13 protein-coding genes are annotated in these 17,204 nt (G+C 70.4%); 10 read left to right on the forward strand and 3 right to left on the reverse strand.

The genetic code is table 11. The features are described 5' to 3' along the window. Positions 1-96: 96 nt before the first annotated feature. From ABZ873_RS06765 to ABZ873_RS06805, 9 genes are all read left to right on the forward strand, one after another. Positions 97-1,572 carry an NUDIX domain-containing protein gene (locus ABZ873_RS06765; protein ID WP_360866257.1) on the forward strand — a complete coding sequence of 492 codons (1,476 nt, stop codon included), beginning with the start codon at positions 97-99 and terminating at the stop codon, positions 1,570-1,572. A gap of 990 nt (positions 1,573-2,562) precedes the next feature. After that, entirely contained in the window at positions 2,563-3,090 is a 528-nt protein-coding gene (locus ABZ873_RS06770) for a GFA family protein (protein WP_360866261.1), read from the forward strand. Next, positions 3,087-4,499, forward strand: coding sequence for an NUDIX domain-containing protein (locus tag ABZ873_RS06775; RefSeq protein ID WP_360866263.1), 1,413 nt, complete (start codon positions 3,087-3,089; stop codon positions 4,497-4,499). The genes ABZ873_RS06770 and ABZ873_RS06775 overlap by 4 nt, the downstream gene beginning before the upstream one ends. A gap of 501 nt (positions 4,500-5,000) precedes the next feature. After that, positions 5,001-5,504 (forward strand): NUDIX hydrolase, encoded by a 504-nt coding sequence (locus ABZ873_RS06780; protein ID WP_360866265.1) that lies wholly within the window; start codon positions 5,001-5,003, stop codon positions 5,502-5,504. After that, the gene (locus ABZ873_RS06785) at positions 5,505-6,236 is read left to right on the forward strand and encodes a M15 family metallopeptidase (RefSeq protein WP_360866267.1); all 732 of its coding nucleotides are present in this window, start codon (positions 5,505-5,507) and stop codon (positions 6,234-6,236) included. Further along, on the forward strand, positions 6,233-8,623 hold the full coding sequence (fxlM, locus tag ABZ873_RS06790) for a methyltransferase, FxLD system (RefSeq protein WP_360866269.1): 2,391 nt from the start codon (positions 6,233-6,235) through the stop codon (positions 8,621-8,623). Before ABZ873_RS06785 ends, fxlM begins: the two co-directional genes overlap by 4 nt. Further along, positions 8,620-9,495, forward strand: coding sequence for a hypothetical protein (locus tag ABZ873_RS06795; RefSeq protein ID WP_360866271.1), 876 nt, complete (start codon positions 8,620-8,622; stop codon positions 9,493-9,495). The genes fxlM and ABZ873_RS06795 overlap by 4 nt, the downstream gene beginning before the upstream one ends. Before the next feature lie 179 nt (positions 9,496-9,674). After that, positions 9,675-9,995 (forward strand): DUF6087 family protein, encoded by a 321-nt coding sequence (locus ABZ873_RS06800; protein ID WP_360866274.1) that lies wholly within the window; start codon positions 9,675-9,677, stop codon positions 9,993-9,995. A 134-nt stretch (positions 9,996-10,129) separates the two neighbouring features. Then, on the forward strand, positions 10,130-10,378 hold the full coding sequence (locus ABZ873_RS06805; RefSeq protein WP_360866277.1) for a hypothetical protein: 249 nt from the start codon (positions 10,130-10,132) through the stop codon (positions 10,376-10,378). Between the two features lie 57 nt (positions 10,379-10,435). Here the strand turns inward: ABZ873_RS06805 and ABZ873_RS06810 are convergent, their stop codons facing one another. Genes ABZ873_RS06810 through ABZ873_RS06820 form a run of 3 tightly spaced genes read right to left on the reverse strand, consistent with a single transcriptional unit; the run spans position 10,436 to position 13,421 of the window. Further along, positions 10,436-10,810, reverse strand: a complete 375-nt coding sequence (locus ABZ873_RS06810) for a DUF6009 family protein (protein WP_360866280.1) — start codon at positions 10,808-10,810, stop codon at positions 10,436-10,438. After that, a complete protein-coding gene (locus tag ABZ873_RS06815) occupies positions 10,807-12,321 on the reverse strand; it encodes a phage/plasmid primase, P4 family (protein WP_360866283.1) in 1,515 nt (504 codons plus the stop codon). Before ABZ873_RS06815 ends, ABZ873_RS06810 begins: the two co-directional genes overlap by 4 nt. Next, positions 12,318-13,421 (reverse strand): bifunctional DNA primase/polymerase, encoded by a 1,104-nt coding sequence (locus ABZ873_RS06820; protein ID WP_360866286.1) that lies wholly within the window; start codon positions 13,419-13,421, stop codon positions 12,318-12,320. The genes ABZ873_RS06815 and ABZ873_RS06820 overlap by 4 nt, the downstream gene beginning before the upstream one ends. 3,222 nt (positions 13,422-16,643) lie before the next feature. Here ABZ873_RS06820 and ABZ873_RS06825 point away from each other — a divergent pair. Continuing rightward, a complete protein-coding gene (locus ABZ873_RS06825) occupies positions 16,644-16,958 on the forward strand; it encodes a ferrous iron transport protein A (RefSeq protein ID WP_360866289.1) in 315 nt (104 codons plus the stop codon). Positions 16,959-17,204: the final 246 nt, after the last annotated feature.

Consider the following 17,204-nt stretch of genomic DNA (forward strand, 5'->3'; position numbering starts at 1 on the left):
AGGGGCGTTGGCGGGTCGCCTCCCCCCGGCAGGCCGGCCCAGCCCGCTGCCATCTCTCCTTCCCCCGCTCACCCACCGCCCCTCCGCGAGGACACGATGACGCCGCCCAACACCCACATCCGCGACCTCCTCACCGCCTACCTGGCGAGCCACCCCGCTGAAGCAGCGCAACTGGCTCCCCTGGCGCAGGCACTCGAAGCCGCAGACGCCACCCCTACGGAGCGATCGACTCTTCCTGGCCACATCACGTGCAGCGCGGTCGTCGTCGACCGCCACCGCCGGATGCTTCACATCCGTCACCAGGTCAGCGGCAAGATGCTGGCGCCGGGCGGACACGTCGAGGACGGCGACCGGACGCTGCTGGAGGCCGCGCTGCGCGAGGTCCACGAGGAGACCGGCATTCCGCCCGGCGCCCTGTGCACCACCGTCGCGTACGGCCGTCTCCCCTTCGACATCGACATCCACGACGTCGACGCCCGGCCGGACAAGGGGGAAGCCGCCCACCGGCACTACGACTTCCGCTTCGTCTTCGCCCTCGTCCCGGAGGAGGTGGAGATCACGCTCCAGGGAGAGGAGGTCTCGGCCGCCGAGTGGCTGTCCTTCGACCACGTCACGTCCCCGATCCTGCGGACGAAGCTCCGCACCTCCGGGCTGGACGGCCGCGTCGAACCCGTCAACGCCTCGGCGCTGATCCACGACGGCCACGGCCGCTACCTGCTCCACCTGCGCGACGACCTGCCCGACATCTGGGAACCGGGAGCGTGGGCCCTGCTCGGCGGCGGCCGCGAGCCGGGCGACATCTCACTGGAGGACACCGTCCGCCGTGAGCTCCGCGAGGAGGCGGGGATCGAGCCGGCCTCCCTGGAGCCCTTCGCCGTCGAACTCGCCACCGGCACGGACGGCCTGACCGTACCGGTCCAGATCTTCACCGCGCGGTGGAACGGAGACCCGGCGGGCCTTCGCCTCACCGAGGGCGTGATGCTCGCCTGGTTCGACACCGAGGCCATGCCCCGCCTGCGACTGAGCCCCAGCACGCTGGAGCTCGTACGGCAGCACGCCTCCCGCAGCCGGCCGGACGGGGAGCGATCCGCGGCCCGCGGACCGGATACGGCGGAGACGCCCGAGGCGGGCAGCAGGGGCGTCCCACACATCATCGGCGTCCACCTCTACCTCGAACGCGACGGCCAGGTGCTCCTGGGGCTGCGGCACCCGGACTCCGCGTACGCGGGCGGCACACACCACTTCCTCGCCGGCCACTGCGAGCAGGAATCGGCCGTGGCCTGCCTGGTGAGGGAGGCGCAGGAAAAGGCCGGGCTGCGCATCGATCCGCAGGACGTCGAGCTCGCGCATGTCGTGCACACGGTGGACCGGCCCGGCGCCCAGCCCCGGGTCGGCTTCGTCTTCCGCGCGCGCCGGTGGACGGGTACGCCGGAGGTCCTGGAGCCGGACCGTTGCGTCTCCTGGGACTGGTGGCCCGCCGACACCCTCCCCGAGCCGATCGTCCCGTACACCCGTGCCGCGATCGAGGGCATCCGGGCCGGACGCCCGTACACCGAACTCGGCTGGGACTGAGGGCAGAGAGGGGGACGTACGTGGCCGGTCCGGCTGGGCAGTTCGGGGAGGGGTTGCGGCCGGGCTGGAAACGCCTGGTGGCCGGACGCGTTCGTCCCCGGTCCTTCGGCGGGAGGAGCTGATGGGGCAGGCGTACGTGGGCGGCAGCGGGCAGTGGCGCGCTGTCCGGGCTGCGGTACGGCGGGCAGAACGTGCCCGCCGTACCGCGCGGGGCGGCCCGCTCTCTGGCCGGGTGCCGGGCTCGCGGTCGGGCGGGGCCATGACGGCTGTGTCCGGTACGGCCGGCACGACCGCCCCGCTGCTGTCCCGTCTCGGGCTGCGCCCGGGGCGGGGGCGTCCTGGACATCGGGACGGGCGGTGGGGTGATGGCATCCCTCGCCTGCCTGATCGCGTAGCAAACCGGGAGGGGCTCTGGGGGCTGGGACGCGTACGTCAGCACCGCCACCCGCGAACAAAGTCCGCGCTCGGTCACCGGCTGGCCGTCGTGTCGGGAAACGGTCGACGCGGCTCGCGGCCGGGGGCTGGCGGCTGGCGGTGCACGGCTCTTCGCGCCGTGCACGGTCACCAGCCTGCTGGAGCCTCTGGCCTCGGCAACCCGGCGGGCTCTCGCTGGCGCGCTCGCCGATGCTCACTCCGTTCCGCGGGTCCTGACCGCCATCCCGAAGACCGCCACCAGACGGAGGCAAACGCCGCTGGAGGCGGCGGCAGTAGGACATCGCGCCGACAGACAGCAGCACCACCTACGCGGATGTCCAGCGGACGAAGCGCGGGGAATGTGTCCGTCTCTGAACCACCGCTCGCCTGGCCATCGGCGGCCGATTGCGGCTCCTGAGCCACCGACCGCCTCGACGGCGCACTGTGGCCTGCGGGACACCTGCGCAGAGATCCAGGACACCGCCACCACCAACCGGAAAAACCACTGGTCAGCGTCCACGACGCATCCACCGAACCCGCCAGACACCCCGCCACGAAAACGAAGGAAACAAACCCATGACCGCCCCCTCCCCCACCACCACACCGCGATCCGGCGGCTGTCTGTGCGGGCTCGTCACGTTCACGGTCGCCGGTGAGCCGGACTTCCCTCATGCCTGTAGCTGCCTTCACTGCCAGAGGCTGTCAGGCGGGCCCGTCATGTCGTGGGTGTCCTTCCCGCTCGCCGGCCTGATCTGGTCTGGCGGCGGCGAGCCGTCGTGGTACTACACCTGGCCGGACTCCCGGCGCGGCTTCTGCCCGGCCTGCGGCAGCCAGGTCTGTGCCCTCGACGACGGGGCCGACAGCATCGCGGTCACTCTCTCCGCGCTGGGCAATTCGCCCGATCTGGTCCCGGTCACGCAGAGCTTCCGGGAGACTGCGGTCCCTTGGCTGCGCCAGGTCCCCGACACCTCTCGCCCGACTGACCCCACGGCCCCTGCCACGCCACACGATCGGAGGCCCATGTCCCTGTCCGATTCGACCGACCACCACGACATCGCGCACCAGGACAGCCCGCGCACCGCGCTCCCCGGGACAGCCCGGTGAGCGGCGCCGAGCGGCACATGGTGCCGGTCGACGTGCACCTGGTCCTGCGCCGGGGCGGTGGCGCGCACGGCCCGGAGGTGTTGCTGTCGCGGCGGGCCGGGCCGGTGTACGCCTCGGGGCTGTGGCATCTGCCGTCCGGGCATCTGGATCCCGGGGAGGACATGGTCGCGGCCGTGATCCGGGAGGCCCGCGAGGAGACCGGGGTGCTGATCGAGGCGGAGGACGTGACTGCGGCCGTCACCGTTCACCACCGCCCGCCTGTCGGGTCCCGTTCCCAGCTGGGGGTCTTCTTCGAGGTACGGCGCTGGTCCGGCCACCCGCAGATCATGGAGCCGGACCGCTGCGACGGCATGGACTGGTATCCCCTGGACGCCCTCCCCGGGCCGATGGTCGCGTACTGCCGCGCCGGGCTAAATGCCTACCGCGGCGGTCTGCCCGCCGCCGTCCACTTCCAACGGCCCGGCGACACCATCGAGTACGACCCGGCCGCCCCTGACCGCACCCGTCTCCTGCCCGGCCCGCCCCCTCCCGGCGCGACAGAACTGCCGCACCTGCTACGGGACTTCGCCGAACGAGCCATCGGCCGCATCGAGCAAGCCACGGAGGTGTCCTGGCTCCGCACCGGCAGCCGGGTATGGCGACTCACCGGCCACGGCGGCTCTGGCCCCGGTCCCGGCTCCGGCGGCGGAACCTGGTACCTGAAACGGCACCGCGGAAGGAAGTTCCACGACCGGGAAGTCGCCGCCTACCGCTCCTGGGTGCCCGCCCTCGGCCCGCACGCACCCCGCCTGATCGCCGCCGACACCCCGGCGCAGGCCGTCGTCGTCACCGCCCTGGCCGGCCGCCCGCTGCACGGCATGGTCCTCACCCCCGCCGACGAGGCCCGCGTCCAGCACGACCTCGGCCGCCTCACCCGCACCCTCCACCACAGCGTCCCCGAACGCCCCGCCGGCACCACGGCCGCGACCGCCGCCGACAAGATCGAACGCCACCTGGAAGCCGCGCGCCCCCACCTCACCGAAGACGACGAGGCCCTGGTCCTGACCCTGGCCGACGCCTACGCCGACCTCCCGCGCCCCGCACTCGTACCCACCCATGGCGACCTCCAGTACCGCAACATCCTCCTCACCCCCGACGGCCGGCTACAGCTCCTCGACTTCGAGCGGTCCGAGTACAACACCGCCACCCGCGACCTCGTACGCCTCAGCGACACCTGGACCGGCCGCCCCGACCTCCGTACCGCCTTCCTCACCGGCTACGGACGCCACCTCACCCCCACCGAGGAACTACGCCTGGACTGCGAAGCCGCCTTCGACGCCGTCTCCGGCATCGCCTACGGCACCCGCCACCACGACCCCGAAGTGACCGAACGCGCCCACCGCACCCTGCGACACCTCCACACCACGTAGCCCATACGCCCCGACAGCGAAGGCAGACCCGATGCCGACACCCGGACCCCGCCTCGCCACCCCCGCCGACGCCCCCGACATCGCCCGCCCGCGCTCGGAGAACGTCCTCCCCGAACCCCTCGACCCGGCCTGGCTCACCACCTGCGCCGACCAGCTCGCCCTACGCCTCCGCCCCACGCCTCCGGCACGGCGGCGACGCCCGCGCCTACGTCCTCGGCTCCCCCACCAGCGGCCTCAGCACCTGCGCCCTCGGCCTCGTCCACGCCACCCTCCCTGACCCGAGGTACCCCAAGGGCCTGGCCGTACGGATCCACGCGGTCGCCACCGACCCCGCCCACCGCCGCCACGGCCACGCCAAAGCCGCCCTCCTCACCTACGAGCTCTGCGCCACCCCATGTCCACCCCCATATCCACCCCCCTCTACCAGGCACTGGGCTTCACCGCCGACCCCGCACTCACGCGCATGACCCGACACCCCGCACCCACCGAAGGGACCACGCCATGACCAAGCAATGGCTCCCACCCGAGGAATTCGCCGCCACCCTCCCCAAGGCCACCGTCTTCGGCGCCGTCTTCTTCACCGACCCCGACGACCGCCCCGTCCAACTCCGCGCCACCTACTCCCACACCCACCCCTGGCAATGGCCCGGCGGCATCGCCGAACCAGGCGAACGCCCCTGGGAAACCGCCGTACGCGAATGCCACGAGGAAACCGGAATCCACCTCCCCGGCCCACCGAAACTCCTCGCCAGCGTCTTCGGCCTCCCCGGCAGCGCCTGGCCCCTCGCCACGGTCGGCTTCGTCTTCGACGGCGGCCGGCTCACCACCGCACAACTCACCGACATCACTCTGGACCCCGACGAACACGACCAGGTACAAGCCCTGACCGTCCCCGAATGGCAGCACCTGATGCCCCCACGCGACCACACCCGCCTCCAGGCCGTCATGCACGCACGCAGCACCGGGATCCCGGCGTACTTCGACACCTGGGACTGGGAGGTCTAGATGAGCATCGTCCTGATGTCCGATCCGCGGGTGGCCGCGATCCCCGTGGCCGAGAACGGCGATCCGCTCACCGACGTACGCACCGCGGACGGAGCGATCCTGCTCGACGACCGCCGCTCCGATCCCGCGCGGGCCTTCGCACACCTCCGCTCAAGCGTCCTGGACCGGCTGCAACACGCCCAGTCGCTCCTGCCCGACGGCCTGCGGCTGCTCGTCGTAGAAGGGTTCCGGCCTCCGGAACTGCAGCAGCGGTACTTCACGGAGTACGCGGCCGAGCTGCGGGCCGTCCGCGCCGACTGGTCGGCGGAGGAGCTGCGGGCGCAGGCGAGCCGGTACGTGTCGCCGCCCGAGATCGCTCCGCACAGCGCGGGCGCGGCCGTCGACCTGACCCTCGTGGACGCCGATGGCGCCGAGCTGGACATGGGAACACGGGTCAACGCCGACCCCGAGGAGAGCGCGGGCGCCTGCTACACCCTCGCGGACGGCATCCCCCGGCAGGCCCGGCTGCACCGCGCCACCTTGAGCCGCGCGCTCGGGGCCGCGGGGCTCGTCAACTACGGCACGGAGTGGTGGCACTGGTCCTTCGGGGACCGCTACTGGGCCCTGATGACCGGCGCGCCAACAGCCCTCTACGGGCCCGTCTCCCCGCCCCCACCGCATCCTCCCGAGCAAGCGGACGGACACGCACACAAGCGCGGAGACGGACACGGATACGGAGCACGCACCGCATGAGCACCACGCACCCCATCAGCACCACGCACACCGTCCTGGACTGGCACGCCCACTACGAGTCCGGCCGCGACTTCCTCCCCCTGACCGACGCCGAGAAGGCCGCCCTCAGCGAGCATCTGAACCTGCCCCTGGCGGAGGACGTCCAGGGCGCCCCGGCCCTGGACGTGGCCTGCGGGACCGGAGAGCTCGCCCGCTTCCTCGGCGCGGCCGGGTACCGGGTCGACGCGGTGGACTGGGCCCGGTCCGCGGTCGAGCGGGCCGGGGCCCTCTCCGCCGGGGTCTCCTTCCGGCAGCTCGACATCAGCGGCGGCGACCTCTCCTCTCTCACCCCGGCCGACAGCGGCGGCTACCGGCTCATCACCATGCGCCGGGCCCTGGCCCACCTGCCCGACCGCACCCGCACGGTCACCGAACTCGCCGCCCTGCTCCACGAGGACGGCACGCTGTGTGTGATCACCCCGCACGCCGGCCGGCACCCGGAGGAGCAGCGCGGAATCTGCCTGGACGACGCCGAGATCGGCCTCCTCACCGACGGCTGGCAGCACACCGAGCGCATCGAGGCCGACGGCTCCACGATCCTGCTGCTGCGGGGGCCCCGTACCGGATCCGTCGCCTACCACGAGAAGTGGGCCCCGAAGCCGGTCGCGCTGGCCGGTGTCGCCGTCGTGGTCACCAACGGCCACGGTCAGGTGCTCCTCGGCTGGAATCCCTCCCGGGCTGTCTGGGAACTCCCGGCGGGCAAGGTGGAGCCGGGCGAGGCGTTCGAGGCGACGGCGGTACGCGAACTCGCGGAGGAGGCGGGCCTCCACGCCCGGCCGGAGTCCGTGCTCCTGCTGGGGACGCTGTGCGACGCCGCCCACGGACTCACCCGTATCACCGAGATCGCGCGCATCACCGACCACACGGGCCGGCCCGCGGCGCGCGAGCCCGAGTTGATCACCCGCTGGGAGTGGCACACCCCGTCCGCCCTGCGCGGCCTGCCGCAGCCGCTTTTCACGACGTCCGCCCAAGCCCTGAACGTGGTCTGGCCGGGCCTCCTGCCCGACGTCCCTGACGCGCATCACACGCCGAGGCCGCCCGGCGACGTACCACTGACGTTCGCGGAGCCGCCCGCGGCCGTGCGGCTCCGCGAGCAGCTGGTACGGGATCTCACGGAGGCTGGCTGGACCGACACCCCGGAGCTGCGGCGGGCGTTCCAGGCGGTGCCCCGGCACGCCTTCCTGCCCGAGCAGCCGCTCGACCGGGCGTACGCCAACGAGGCGGTGGCCACCGTGTTCGACGAGGGCACGGGGCAGTCGACGAGTTCGGTGTCCCAGCCGGAGATGCAGGCGCTCATGCTGCGGCAGGCAGGGCTCCGGCCGGGCGCGCACGTGCTGGAGATCGGGGGCGGCGGCTACAACGCCTCCCTCATCGCGGAGCTAGTCGGGCCGGCCGGGTCGGTGGTGTGCGTGGAGATCGACCCGTACGTGCAGGTCCGTACGCGCCGCTTCCTCGCCGAGACCGGGTACGCGGACCGGGTCCGGCTCGTCCTCGGCGACGGCGCCCACGGCGCCCCGGAGCACCTGATTCCGGCGAACGGCTTCGACGCCGTCCTCGTCACCGTCGCCGCGAACGACGTGCCGCGGAGCTGGACCGGCCGGCTCGCGGAGGGCGGGCACCTGGTCGTACCGCTGCGGATCGGCGGGTTCACGCGGCTCGTCGGCCTGCGGAAAGAGGGCTCGGCGCTGGTCTCCACGCACATCAGCCCGTGCGGATTCGTCTCCATGCAGGGCGCCGGCCGCTGGGACGACACGCCGGTCCCGATCGGGGACACCGGCTACGGCATCCGCTGGGAGGACACCCCGCCCGCCCCGCTCGACGGCCTGGCCCGCGCCGTCGCCGGCGGCGGGTCGGAGCTGTGGACGGGGGTGACGGTGCGCGGGGGCGAATCCTTCGAGGACCTTCAGCTGTGGCTGGCCACGTCCCTGAACGGCTTCTGCCGCATGGAAGGCGACCCGGACAGGCGGGGCCCGGTACGGCTGCCGAAGCGCTCCGGGGCCGCGGCGGTCGTCCTCGGCGGGGCGCTGGCCTGCCTGATGACGGAACGCCGCGAGCACGACGAGGCCACCGGGGCCTCCACCTGGGAGTTCGGCGTCCAGAGCTTCGGGCGGGACGGGGGCGGCGACGGGGACGGCCGCGGCAAGGACGCCGCGGATGCCCTCGCGGCCGCGGTCCGTACCTGGGACCGGGACCTGCGGGACCGGAGCAGGCCGCGGCTGACGGTACTGCCCGCCGGTACTCCCGACTCGGCACTCCCGGCCGGGGACGTCGTGGAGAAGGCCGGGTGCCGCGTGGTGGTCTCCTGGCCCGGACGCGACTACCAGGACGACCCGGGACGGCCGGCATGACCGAACCGAACATCCCGCAGGCCGTCTTCGCACCCCCCGCCGAGACGTCCGGCCGCCGGCGCATGCGCCGAGCACACGAGCGAGCCGCCCTGGTCCTCAGCGTCTCGGCATCCGGCCCGGAAGCGTGGGGATGGAACGGCCGGACCCTGGGCCGCCGAGCCGGTCAGTACTGGCTGCGACTGGTCAGCGCTCCCGCCGACAGGCGCAACGCCCGCCTGTGGGACGGCACTGCGGCGGCGGACTCCGCCCTGCCTCGCTCCGTACCCCGCCCTCGCCTGCGCGACGTCACCGAGTGGACCGAGGACACCATCGCCTACCGCGCCGAACTGTCGGAATACATCGCCCGGCCCGCGCTCCAAACGGGCGGCCCGATCCTGACAGCCGACGTGGACCTGCCCCAGTTCTGGTGGGACGACCTGCGCAAGGCGCTCGCCGCCACCGCGACGGTACCGACCGACCGTCAGGCCGTACGACAGCAGTGGATCGACCGCAACTTCACCCGCTTCCTCGGCATCCCCGCACCCACGATCGACTCCTGGACCACAGGCCACGGAGACTTGCACTGGGGCAACCTGACACCACACCCCCTCGTCCTGCTCGACTGGGAGGGGTGGGGCCGCCTCCCCACCGGGTACGACGTGGGCCTCCTCCACGCCTACACCCTCACCCGGCCCGCCACAGCCGCGCGCATCCGCAGCGAGTACGCGCACATCCTCGACACCCCGGAGGGACGGCTCGGCGAACTCGTCGCCCTGGCTCAGCTGCTCCAGGTCACCGCCCGCGGCGCCCACCCGGAGCTCGCCCCGCACCTGGCCCGCCGGGCGCAACACCTCACCGGGACACCGGTGCCGGCTGTGCCCCTACGGGCGTAGGAGATCCCCGCGCATACAAGACGGCTGCCCTCCCGGGAATGCCCACCCATCAGCCGACTGCCTGGGATCCCGTCTCAGCGCCTACGGTGCCCACCCCTGGACCGACCATCTCGATGAGGCAGGCCCCTCGGCCCTTCCGTTTCGCTAGGGTGCTGCCCCTACCGCCACGGAGGTACGCAGTGGAAGACGAACCCCTCGATCGCTGGGCCGCCCGCCGCCAGGGCCGCCTGCGCAAACCCGGCGAGCGGAAGGCGATCACCCTGGGGACGGGCCCCCAACGCGCGGCCCACCTCGCCCCGGACACACCCCGCCTGATCGTCGAATGGGACGGCTTCGCCTGGCAGGCGCTGGCGACGGTGGAGAATTACGCGGCAGCATGCCGCGCCCTCCTCCCAACATCGGAAACACAGCCCGCCGGCACAACGGAAACCACCGGCCCCGTCACCGGCCGAAGCCCACTGGCCCCAGGCACAGGACGCCACCGGAAGCCGCCGGCCTGACGGATCAGGAGAGCCCATGAACTGCGGAAACTGCGGAGCCTCGGCCCAGCAGGGGCCCGACGGCAAGTGGCTGTGCACGAACTACTGCGGCTGGTCCTCTGCCACGCCCCCGGCCACCGATGTAGCGTCGGACCATGACCTGGGACAGGGACGCCCCCGCTGCCGACCCCGCCTCTTCGGACGATGAGGTACTCACCGCACTGGAGATCACCACCACCGAGTGCCGCCAGTGCGGAACCCTCATCTCAGGACTGAACGGCCGCTACGCCTGTCCGCTGTGCGGCTGGGTCAACCATCACTCCGAGGGCCACGCGGGGCTGCCCACCGCGCAGGACGACCTGGACCACACCCCACGCAAGCCCTCCAGGCGCTCCCGCCGGTAGCCCGACCACCCGCCTCCACGCCCCCGCGGGGCATACGGACGCCGAGAGCCGCGCAGGCTACGTATCAGCCGCCTGCGTCGGCCTCTCCGACCGTTCCGTCTTCCGCCCCCTGCTGCCGGCGGCAAGGGTCGTCGGGTCCACCGCCTCGGCCGGGGCGCCGGAGGCGTAGAGGCCGTCGGGGGCCGTGTCGCGGTCGTGCGGCAGGAGCCAGAAGACCCGGCGGCGGAAGGTGCCGCTGGAGCGGGACGGCTTCGCCTGGGGCCCGAGCTGGGCGTAGCCGACCAGGCGGCCGTCGCGGTGGTAGGCGGGCTTGCCCCGGCGGGTGGGGAGGCGGTCGAGGGACTGGCGGACGTAGTCGAGTTCGCTGACGTCTTCGAGCCAGACCAGGCCGACTTCGTGCTGGATCTCGTCGTCGGAGATGAGAGAGCTCATACGTTCTCCTCCTCTGCGAGCAGTCCGATGCCGGGGTAGTACTTCTTCGAGTTGGACAAGATCATTTCTTTGGGTGAGGCCAGGCCCGCCAGCTCTCGGGCCCGCGCCGCGAAGGCTCGGGACGAGACGGTGGGCGCGCCTTCATTCTGGCACCAGGTGCGGTAGACGTTGTAGAGACGGGCTTGCTCGGCCCGGTGGTCGGCGTGGAACGTGCAGCACTCCTCGAAGAAACGGCCGGTGTGGTCCTCCGTCTCCGCGTACGCGGTGGTCGCGATCCGCACCGGGGCGGGACCGGTCAGGTCCTTCTCACCTGCGAGGTAGCGCCGGGCGCCGTCGATCAGCCACGCGAGGATGCCGGGGCCCTCCTCGGTGACGAGGATGTCGGCGAGATTGTCGATTTTCCGGTCGTCGGAGACGACCTTCTCGAAGGGCACCAGCCGCATACGGCGCCAGAAGGCGAAGCCGCCCGTCCCCACCTCAGGGCGGTGGTTGCCGATGAGCCAGAGCTTGTGCGTGGGAGCGAAGGAGAAGAAGTCCTGCCTCATGCGGCGGGCCTTGATCCGGTCACCGCCGGTGAGCAGCTTGACGCGCGCCTCGTCGAACTTGTCCCCCGGCTTGACCTCGGAGCACACGATGACGCGTCGGCCGTGCAGTTCGGCGAGCTCGGTGGGGTGGCCGTCGAATGTGCGCGCCATGAGGAATCCGGGCGGGGCGGCGTCGGCGTAGTCGCCCAGGAGCTTCATCAGCACGTCGAGGAGGACGGACTTGCCGTTCTTGCCCGCGCCGAAGAGGAAGGGCATGACCTGGGCACCGACGTCCCCGGTGATGGAGTAGCCGAGCATCAGGTGCAGGAAGTCGATCATCTCCCTGCCCTGGGAGTCGGAACCGAAGGTGTCCGTGAGGAACCGGGTCCAGCGAGGGGTGGGCTGCTGCTTGGGCGCGGCAGAGGTCGAGCGGGAGTGGAAGTCCTTGTCGGGCTGGGGGGCACGGACGAAACCGGTGCGGAGGTCGACGATGCCCGCCGGGGTGCACAGGGCGTACGGATCCGCATCGAGCAGTTCGGCCCGCAGGACCATGCCTGGGGCCGACTTGGCCTGGGTGAGCATCGCGTTCATGCCGGACGTGCTCAGGGCCCGGCGGCGGTGCTTCTGCAGTGCCTGGTTGCTGTGCACACCCCGGGGGTCGGTCGTCGCGAGGGCTTCGGCGAGGTCGCCGGCGGCCCAGACGACGGTGTCGTCCTCGTCGACCTGCCAACGGGTGGTGTCCCACCGGTACCAGCCCAGGCCGGGGACGTGCCGGTAGTCCCCCGCGTACAGGCGGACGAACAGCTTGGCGTTGCCGCGGTCGCTGAGGGTGTCGGGCAGGAGCCCCGCGGACGTCGCGTGGTCCAGGGGCGCGCGTTCACCACCCTGCGCGGGCACGGGCGGCGGGGCCTGGGCAAGGATCTGCGCCGCGACGGCCTCGGGGTCGAAGTCGAAGAGGAAGTCGTCGGCTTCAGGTACGGGGGTCACCGACGGCCTCCAAGGTGCAGGGGGCGCTTCGCGCCGGCGGCCATGCCGCTGCGGATGATCTGGCCGGAGCGCTGCTCCTGCCCGGGGCGGGCCGCTTCCGCCGTCTCCCGGAGCGCCATCTCGGCTTCGGGCTCGGTGAGGTGGCCGGCCGCGACCAGCCCGCCGAGGGTGTAGGCCGCCCGGTTGAGTTTTTCCGTGAAGCCCGCCCCCTCGATGACGTGCGAGCAGGCGGCTACATCGGCGAGCAGAGCGTCCAGCAGACGCGAGGTCTGCCCGCGCCCTCCTCCTGCCGCGAGTACGGCCTCACGAGCGCGCGGAGGTACCGGCCTGGGGGCAGGGATGTGAGAAGCCGGCAGATGCCCCGTGCGCTGGAGTTCCTGGGCCAGCCAAGCCGGGAGGGCAGCTGGACGCCGTACGGGCCCCACAGGGGCGTACAGGCCCGCTGCGGTGGCGGTCCCGGGAGCGATGATGTACCCGCCGTGGGCGCGGATGTCGATCTGCCAGGCGAGCGCCCGCTTCCCCGAGCCCGTGGAGCACTGCCAGCGGCGGCCGTCGGTGGCCCGGTACCAGACGTGCATGCCCCCGGAGGGGGTCCGTACCCGGAGCGTCGAGGTGTCGTCGGCCGGGCTCACCTCGCCCCTGAGCGCGGCGAGTACGGCGAGGGAGTGGTAGCCGGTCGTCATCCCGGAGAGGTCGATGTGATCCCCGATGGGAATGCCGGGCAGAGCCTTGTCCCGGTGCGGAGGAACGTCCTGGTGCGCATCGATGTCGACGACGACCAGCCCCGCCGGACCACAGGCCACGCCGACCCCGAGCGAGGGGGTACTCCCCCACCACTGGTCGATACGGTCGTAGTCCAGCGTGGCCGCGTGGAAGCCGTGGCACCAGCGACCGGCCGCGGCGCAGGGGCAGGTGCTGCGGGTATGCCCGTGCGCGCTGCACTCGGGGCAGTTGGCGACGGGCGTCTTGCGGCCAGGGGCCAGCGGGTGGACGGGCCAGCCATTGCTGGCACACCACCTGGCCAGCCTGAGGCCAGCGACTGAACGCTCAGGGGTGGGCTGCCCTGAGTCGCTGCGAGAAAACCGCAGCTCAGCGGGCATGTACTTCCCCTTACAGCGACTGAAGCGACTCAACAACGAACACAGACTAGCGAAAGTGTCGGGATGGCGGTGCAGCATGTCGCACGGATCCCGGTCGGCGTGTCGCGCGCACTGCCGCCGGACGGGCCCCCAGCGACTGAACTCAGAGGCCGGAGCGACCCAACGCTTTCGGTCGCTTCAGTCGCTCCCAGTAAACATGCAGGTCAGCGAGATTTCGAGAGCCAAACAGCGACTGAAGCGACTGAAGCCTCCTATATATGACGCACACGCGCACACATGAATGTCCTCATATACCGGAAGTTGAGTCGCTTCAGTCGCTGCCAGACCTACCGTATGGCCTCTGACCTGCACTTTTATCAGCGACTGAAGCTCAGCGACCGAAGCCGTACTCGGTCGCTGAGCTTCAGTCGCTGCCTCGGGGCCAGCGACTGACACCGACGAAGGTTGGGAGGCGGGCCCCCTTCAGTCGCTACCTCTCCCCCACTGAGTCGCTTCAGCCGGTGCGCTCGCTGGGTGGTAGCGGCTACGACAGGGGCGAGGGTCTTTTCCTGTCCCTCGGGCCGTAGACGTCTGTGTCCCAGGTCGGCGAGGCATCAGAGGTCCTGCTCACTGGATCTTGCTCCCAGGATCGTTCAGAGAGCCTGAGACCCTCCGCCCGGTTTCTCCGAACTGGGCGGCCTGGTCCCGAAAAGCAGGTACGCGAGCATCTGTCTGCAGGAGGCGGGTCCGCAGCCGAACCGCCGGGCCCGTGACTGGGTTTCAAGGCCACTGGCCAGCTTGTCGTTTTGTCGTTGGAGGTGGAGCGCTTGGCGACATGCCTACCATCGGTCGATGGCGGCTCACCTCACTATGGCGCGGCCGGCCCTTGCGCCCATGCCAGCAGCTCGTTGTCGGGGCCGCCGCACGTAGCAGCCCTTCACCGCCACGAACGTGTTGAGTCTCTGACCTGCTCAAGCAGAGGGCTGTGCTGAGGGATAGCCCCAGCCTCCCGGCGGGACAAAACGGACGTGTTCAGTCCCGCCTTAGGTTGGTCCAAGGAGTCACGACCTCGGCATTTTTTGACCGAGCAACGTTCTGGCCCGTTTTCTGTAGTGCGCGGGTGAGGGGCACTTGTGGTGGGCTGGTACCCCCAGCACGACGTTGAGTGAGCGCTTACCATGTTCGTCGATCACACCTTCCGCCACGCCTTCGCCTCAGCTCCCCCGCCGGGGGTCCCAGCACATTGCTTCGGGTATGGACTGAGACCAGCGACGTTGCGAGTGGAGAAGCTGGTAGCCCGGCATGGGGGCTTCGGTGACGAGCTGTGGCTACCTGAGTAGGGAGCTCAGCGCGCAGCGTTTCGAGCGCCAGGGCAGTCCCAGCTGGTTCATGAGATCGGGCTCGCGTGTCTTGGACCCTCGGTGTGCGGGAGGCGTTTTTCCGCCTGCTGACCCGCGACGATGAGGACTTCGTCCTGGTGCCTTGGCCGCCCCACGATGCGAAGGCGCCCGCATCCGCAGTGAGAAGAGCGTCTAGGCGGTAGGTGGCGCCAGGGTACCGAGCGGCTTGAAGTCTCTGGCCGAGCCAACGGAACTGAGTGTCATCCGGTTCCTCTCGCTACTTCAGTACTCCCCCGACGCGTTCATCTGGAGCAGCCCCTCGTGGAGGGCGTTCCCCAACGTTTTGTTTCTCTGGAACACTCCCTTGCCTTGCATGAACGTCCCGTTCCTACCACTGGTGAGACACCTCCTCTGCAAGTGATCTACAGGTGAATCGCCTTACTGTCTCCCTGGTGAAGTCTCCGCAATGGTGCTGTCGACTCTCGTCCTATCGAGCAGGTGGACGGGCTGCACAGTAGCTCTGAGGTCACTTGCTGGCCCTGCCTTCTGGTCAGCGAGATGATCCGGACGTGCCGTCGCAGTGTGATTGCGCTGTGTACGAGCCGCTGGTGGTCCGACCAGACTCCCGTCCCATGCAGTGAGCCTCGCTTCCTAGCGAGCTCGACAGCTTGCGCAGGGACTCCCCCAGATCGGCCGTTCGCCAGGTCCGGGACTGGGTACGCTCGGATGCCCCAGCCGGACCGCTGCAGCCGTTGGCCTTGCGAGAGGCCAAAGCTCAGAGAGGGCGAAAGTCGGCAGTCGTTCGGGCGCGTCAGTCGACGTGCTTCTCAGCGAGCCGGCTTTTGACCGCGGTCAAAAGCCGGCAAGGGTGCGACGGCTGGCAGCACCGGGGCCGACCTACTGTGGGGCTCAGAATGGCTGGCTCCTCCAGTCAAATGCAACGTGGTGAGCACAGGGCAACGATCTGCTTACGACCCCGATCGAGCCTGCCCGGATCGCATGCCTCAGCTTGTAGCTTTGCCCCTCCACGGGGCGAAGGCTTCGAATCGTGGGTCGTGAGACGGGCAAACGGTGTGACCGTTCCGAGCCGCCGGTGCGAGCTCCGTCCGGGACAACCTTTGACCGCAGTCAAAGGTCAGCAGTGACTGTGCACGACGACCCAGCCAGTGCGACAGCTGTTGGGCCCCCGACGGAGTGAGCCTGACTTTTGACCGCGGTCAAAAGTCAGGCTCACGTCCGGTGCGCCACCCACTTGCATCGGCGGCGCGAGATATTGGTGCTGATCCCGGCTACGTCTCTGCGAGCGTCGGGTTGGGCGTCGTCCGATCTCCGTCATCACCAGCACTTTCAGTCTGCAGATTGCCAGCCAGATTCTCGTCAGCGAGACCGCCAGGCCCACTCCAAGCGCCGGGCGTCAGAGCTGACCTTCTCCTGGCCTGCTGCTGATCGGTGTCTCAGCCGCTCCCCAGGCGTCGCTGCGACGTGCCTTGGCCCAAGGCTGCTCGTTCGGCTCCCGGGCCAGGAACTTCTTGCTCTCGCGCTTTAGAACCAGAGCTACGTCCGCCAACTCCGAGGCGATCCAGCAGAGGTTTGTCTTCTGTCAGCGTGGCGCGCCCTGAAGGGTCTCCCCTGCCGGGACGGCAGATGGGCAGGGCCTGTGTTCTGCACGATCAGCAACCGGTTCGGGTCGACTGGCGCCGAGGCATGCGCATGGTCATCCCTAGCCGGATTGTCGCCCGACGGAGCTGACCAACGGTCATGCTCAACTTAAGCTCCCCGAAGGGGACGGGCGCGGTTCGCCAGACGAGTCACCGATCGATCCGGCCTCTGCCAGATCTCAACGCTCTCAGCTCGTGCCTTATCTTTCTGGCGCTCCTGAAGTGGCGCGGGCAGAGTGAGAGGCATGACAGTCCCTTTCGACTCTGTTCCTGCGGATGCAGGTGATCGCCAGGCCAGCGAGCACATCCTCGGTCGTCCTTTGAATCAGACCTGGCCGGCAGACGCACTGGTACCAGGTACCCGGGTCACGGTCGTTCATGACCCGGAATGGGACGGTCCTTGGCAGGTTGAGTTCTCCGGCACGATCGATGCCATGGGTGCGCCCGTTCCCAACGAGCACGCTCAGGCGCTCAGTGGTGAGCTTCTGTACTGGATCACCTTTGACGCGTCGCAGTACGACAGCCATGGAGACGGCCCCTATCGCAAGGCTCAGGTCTGAGGTCGGTACCTGCGGACGCGGCCTGAGCCCGCGATGTAGGGGTTAGGTTTCGGTGGCCTTGTCTATGTTCCCCGAGCATTGGTGTGGGAACGGAGCGATGTACGGCGGCCGTATCCACGGCAGGACCGGTGTCGGTCAGCTGCGGTCGTTCTGCTGGCAGGGCTGATGCTGCCGCGCCTCGACGGCGGGCGCCTGGTCTTGGCGCTCAATGTGTCGTCTTGGCTTCGTTCGGACGTGGACGTGCAG

Origin of the sequence: Streptomyces sp. NPDC047014 (assembly GCF_040644195.1) — a bacterium.
Taxonomy (GTDB): Bacteria; Actinomycetota; Actinomycetes; order Streptomycetales; family Streptomycetaceae; genus Streptomyces.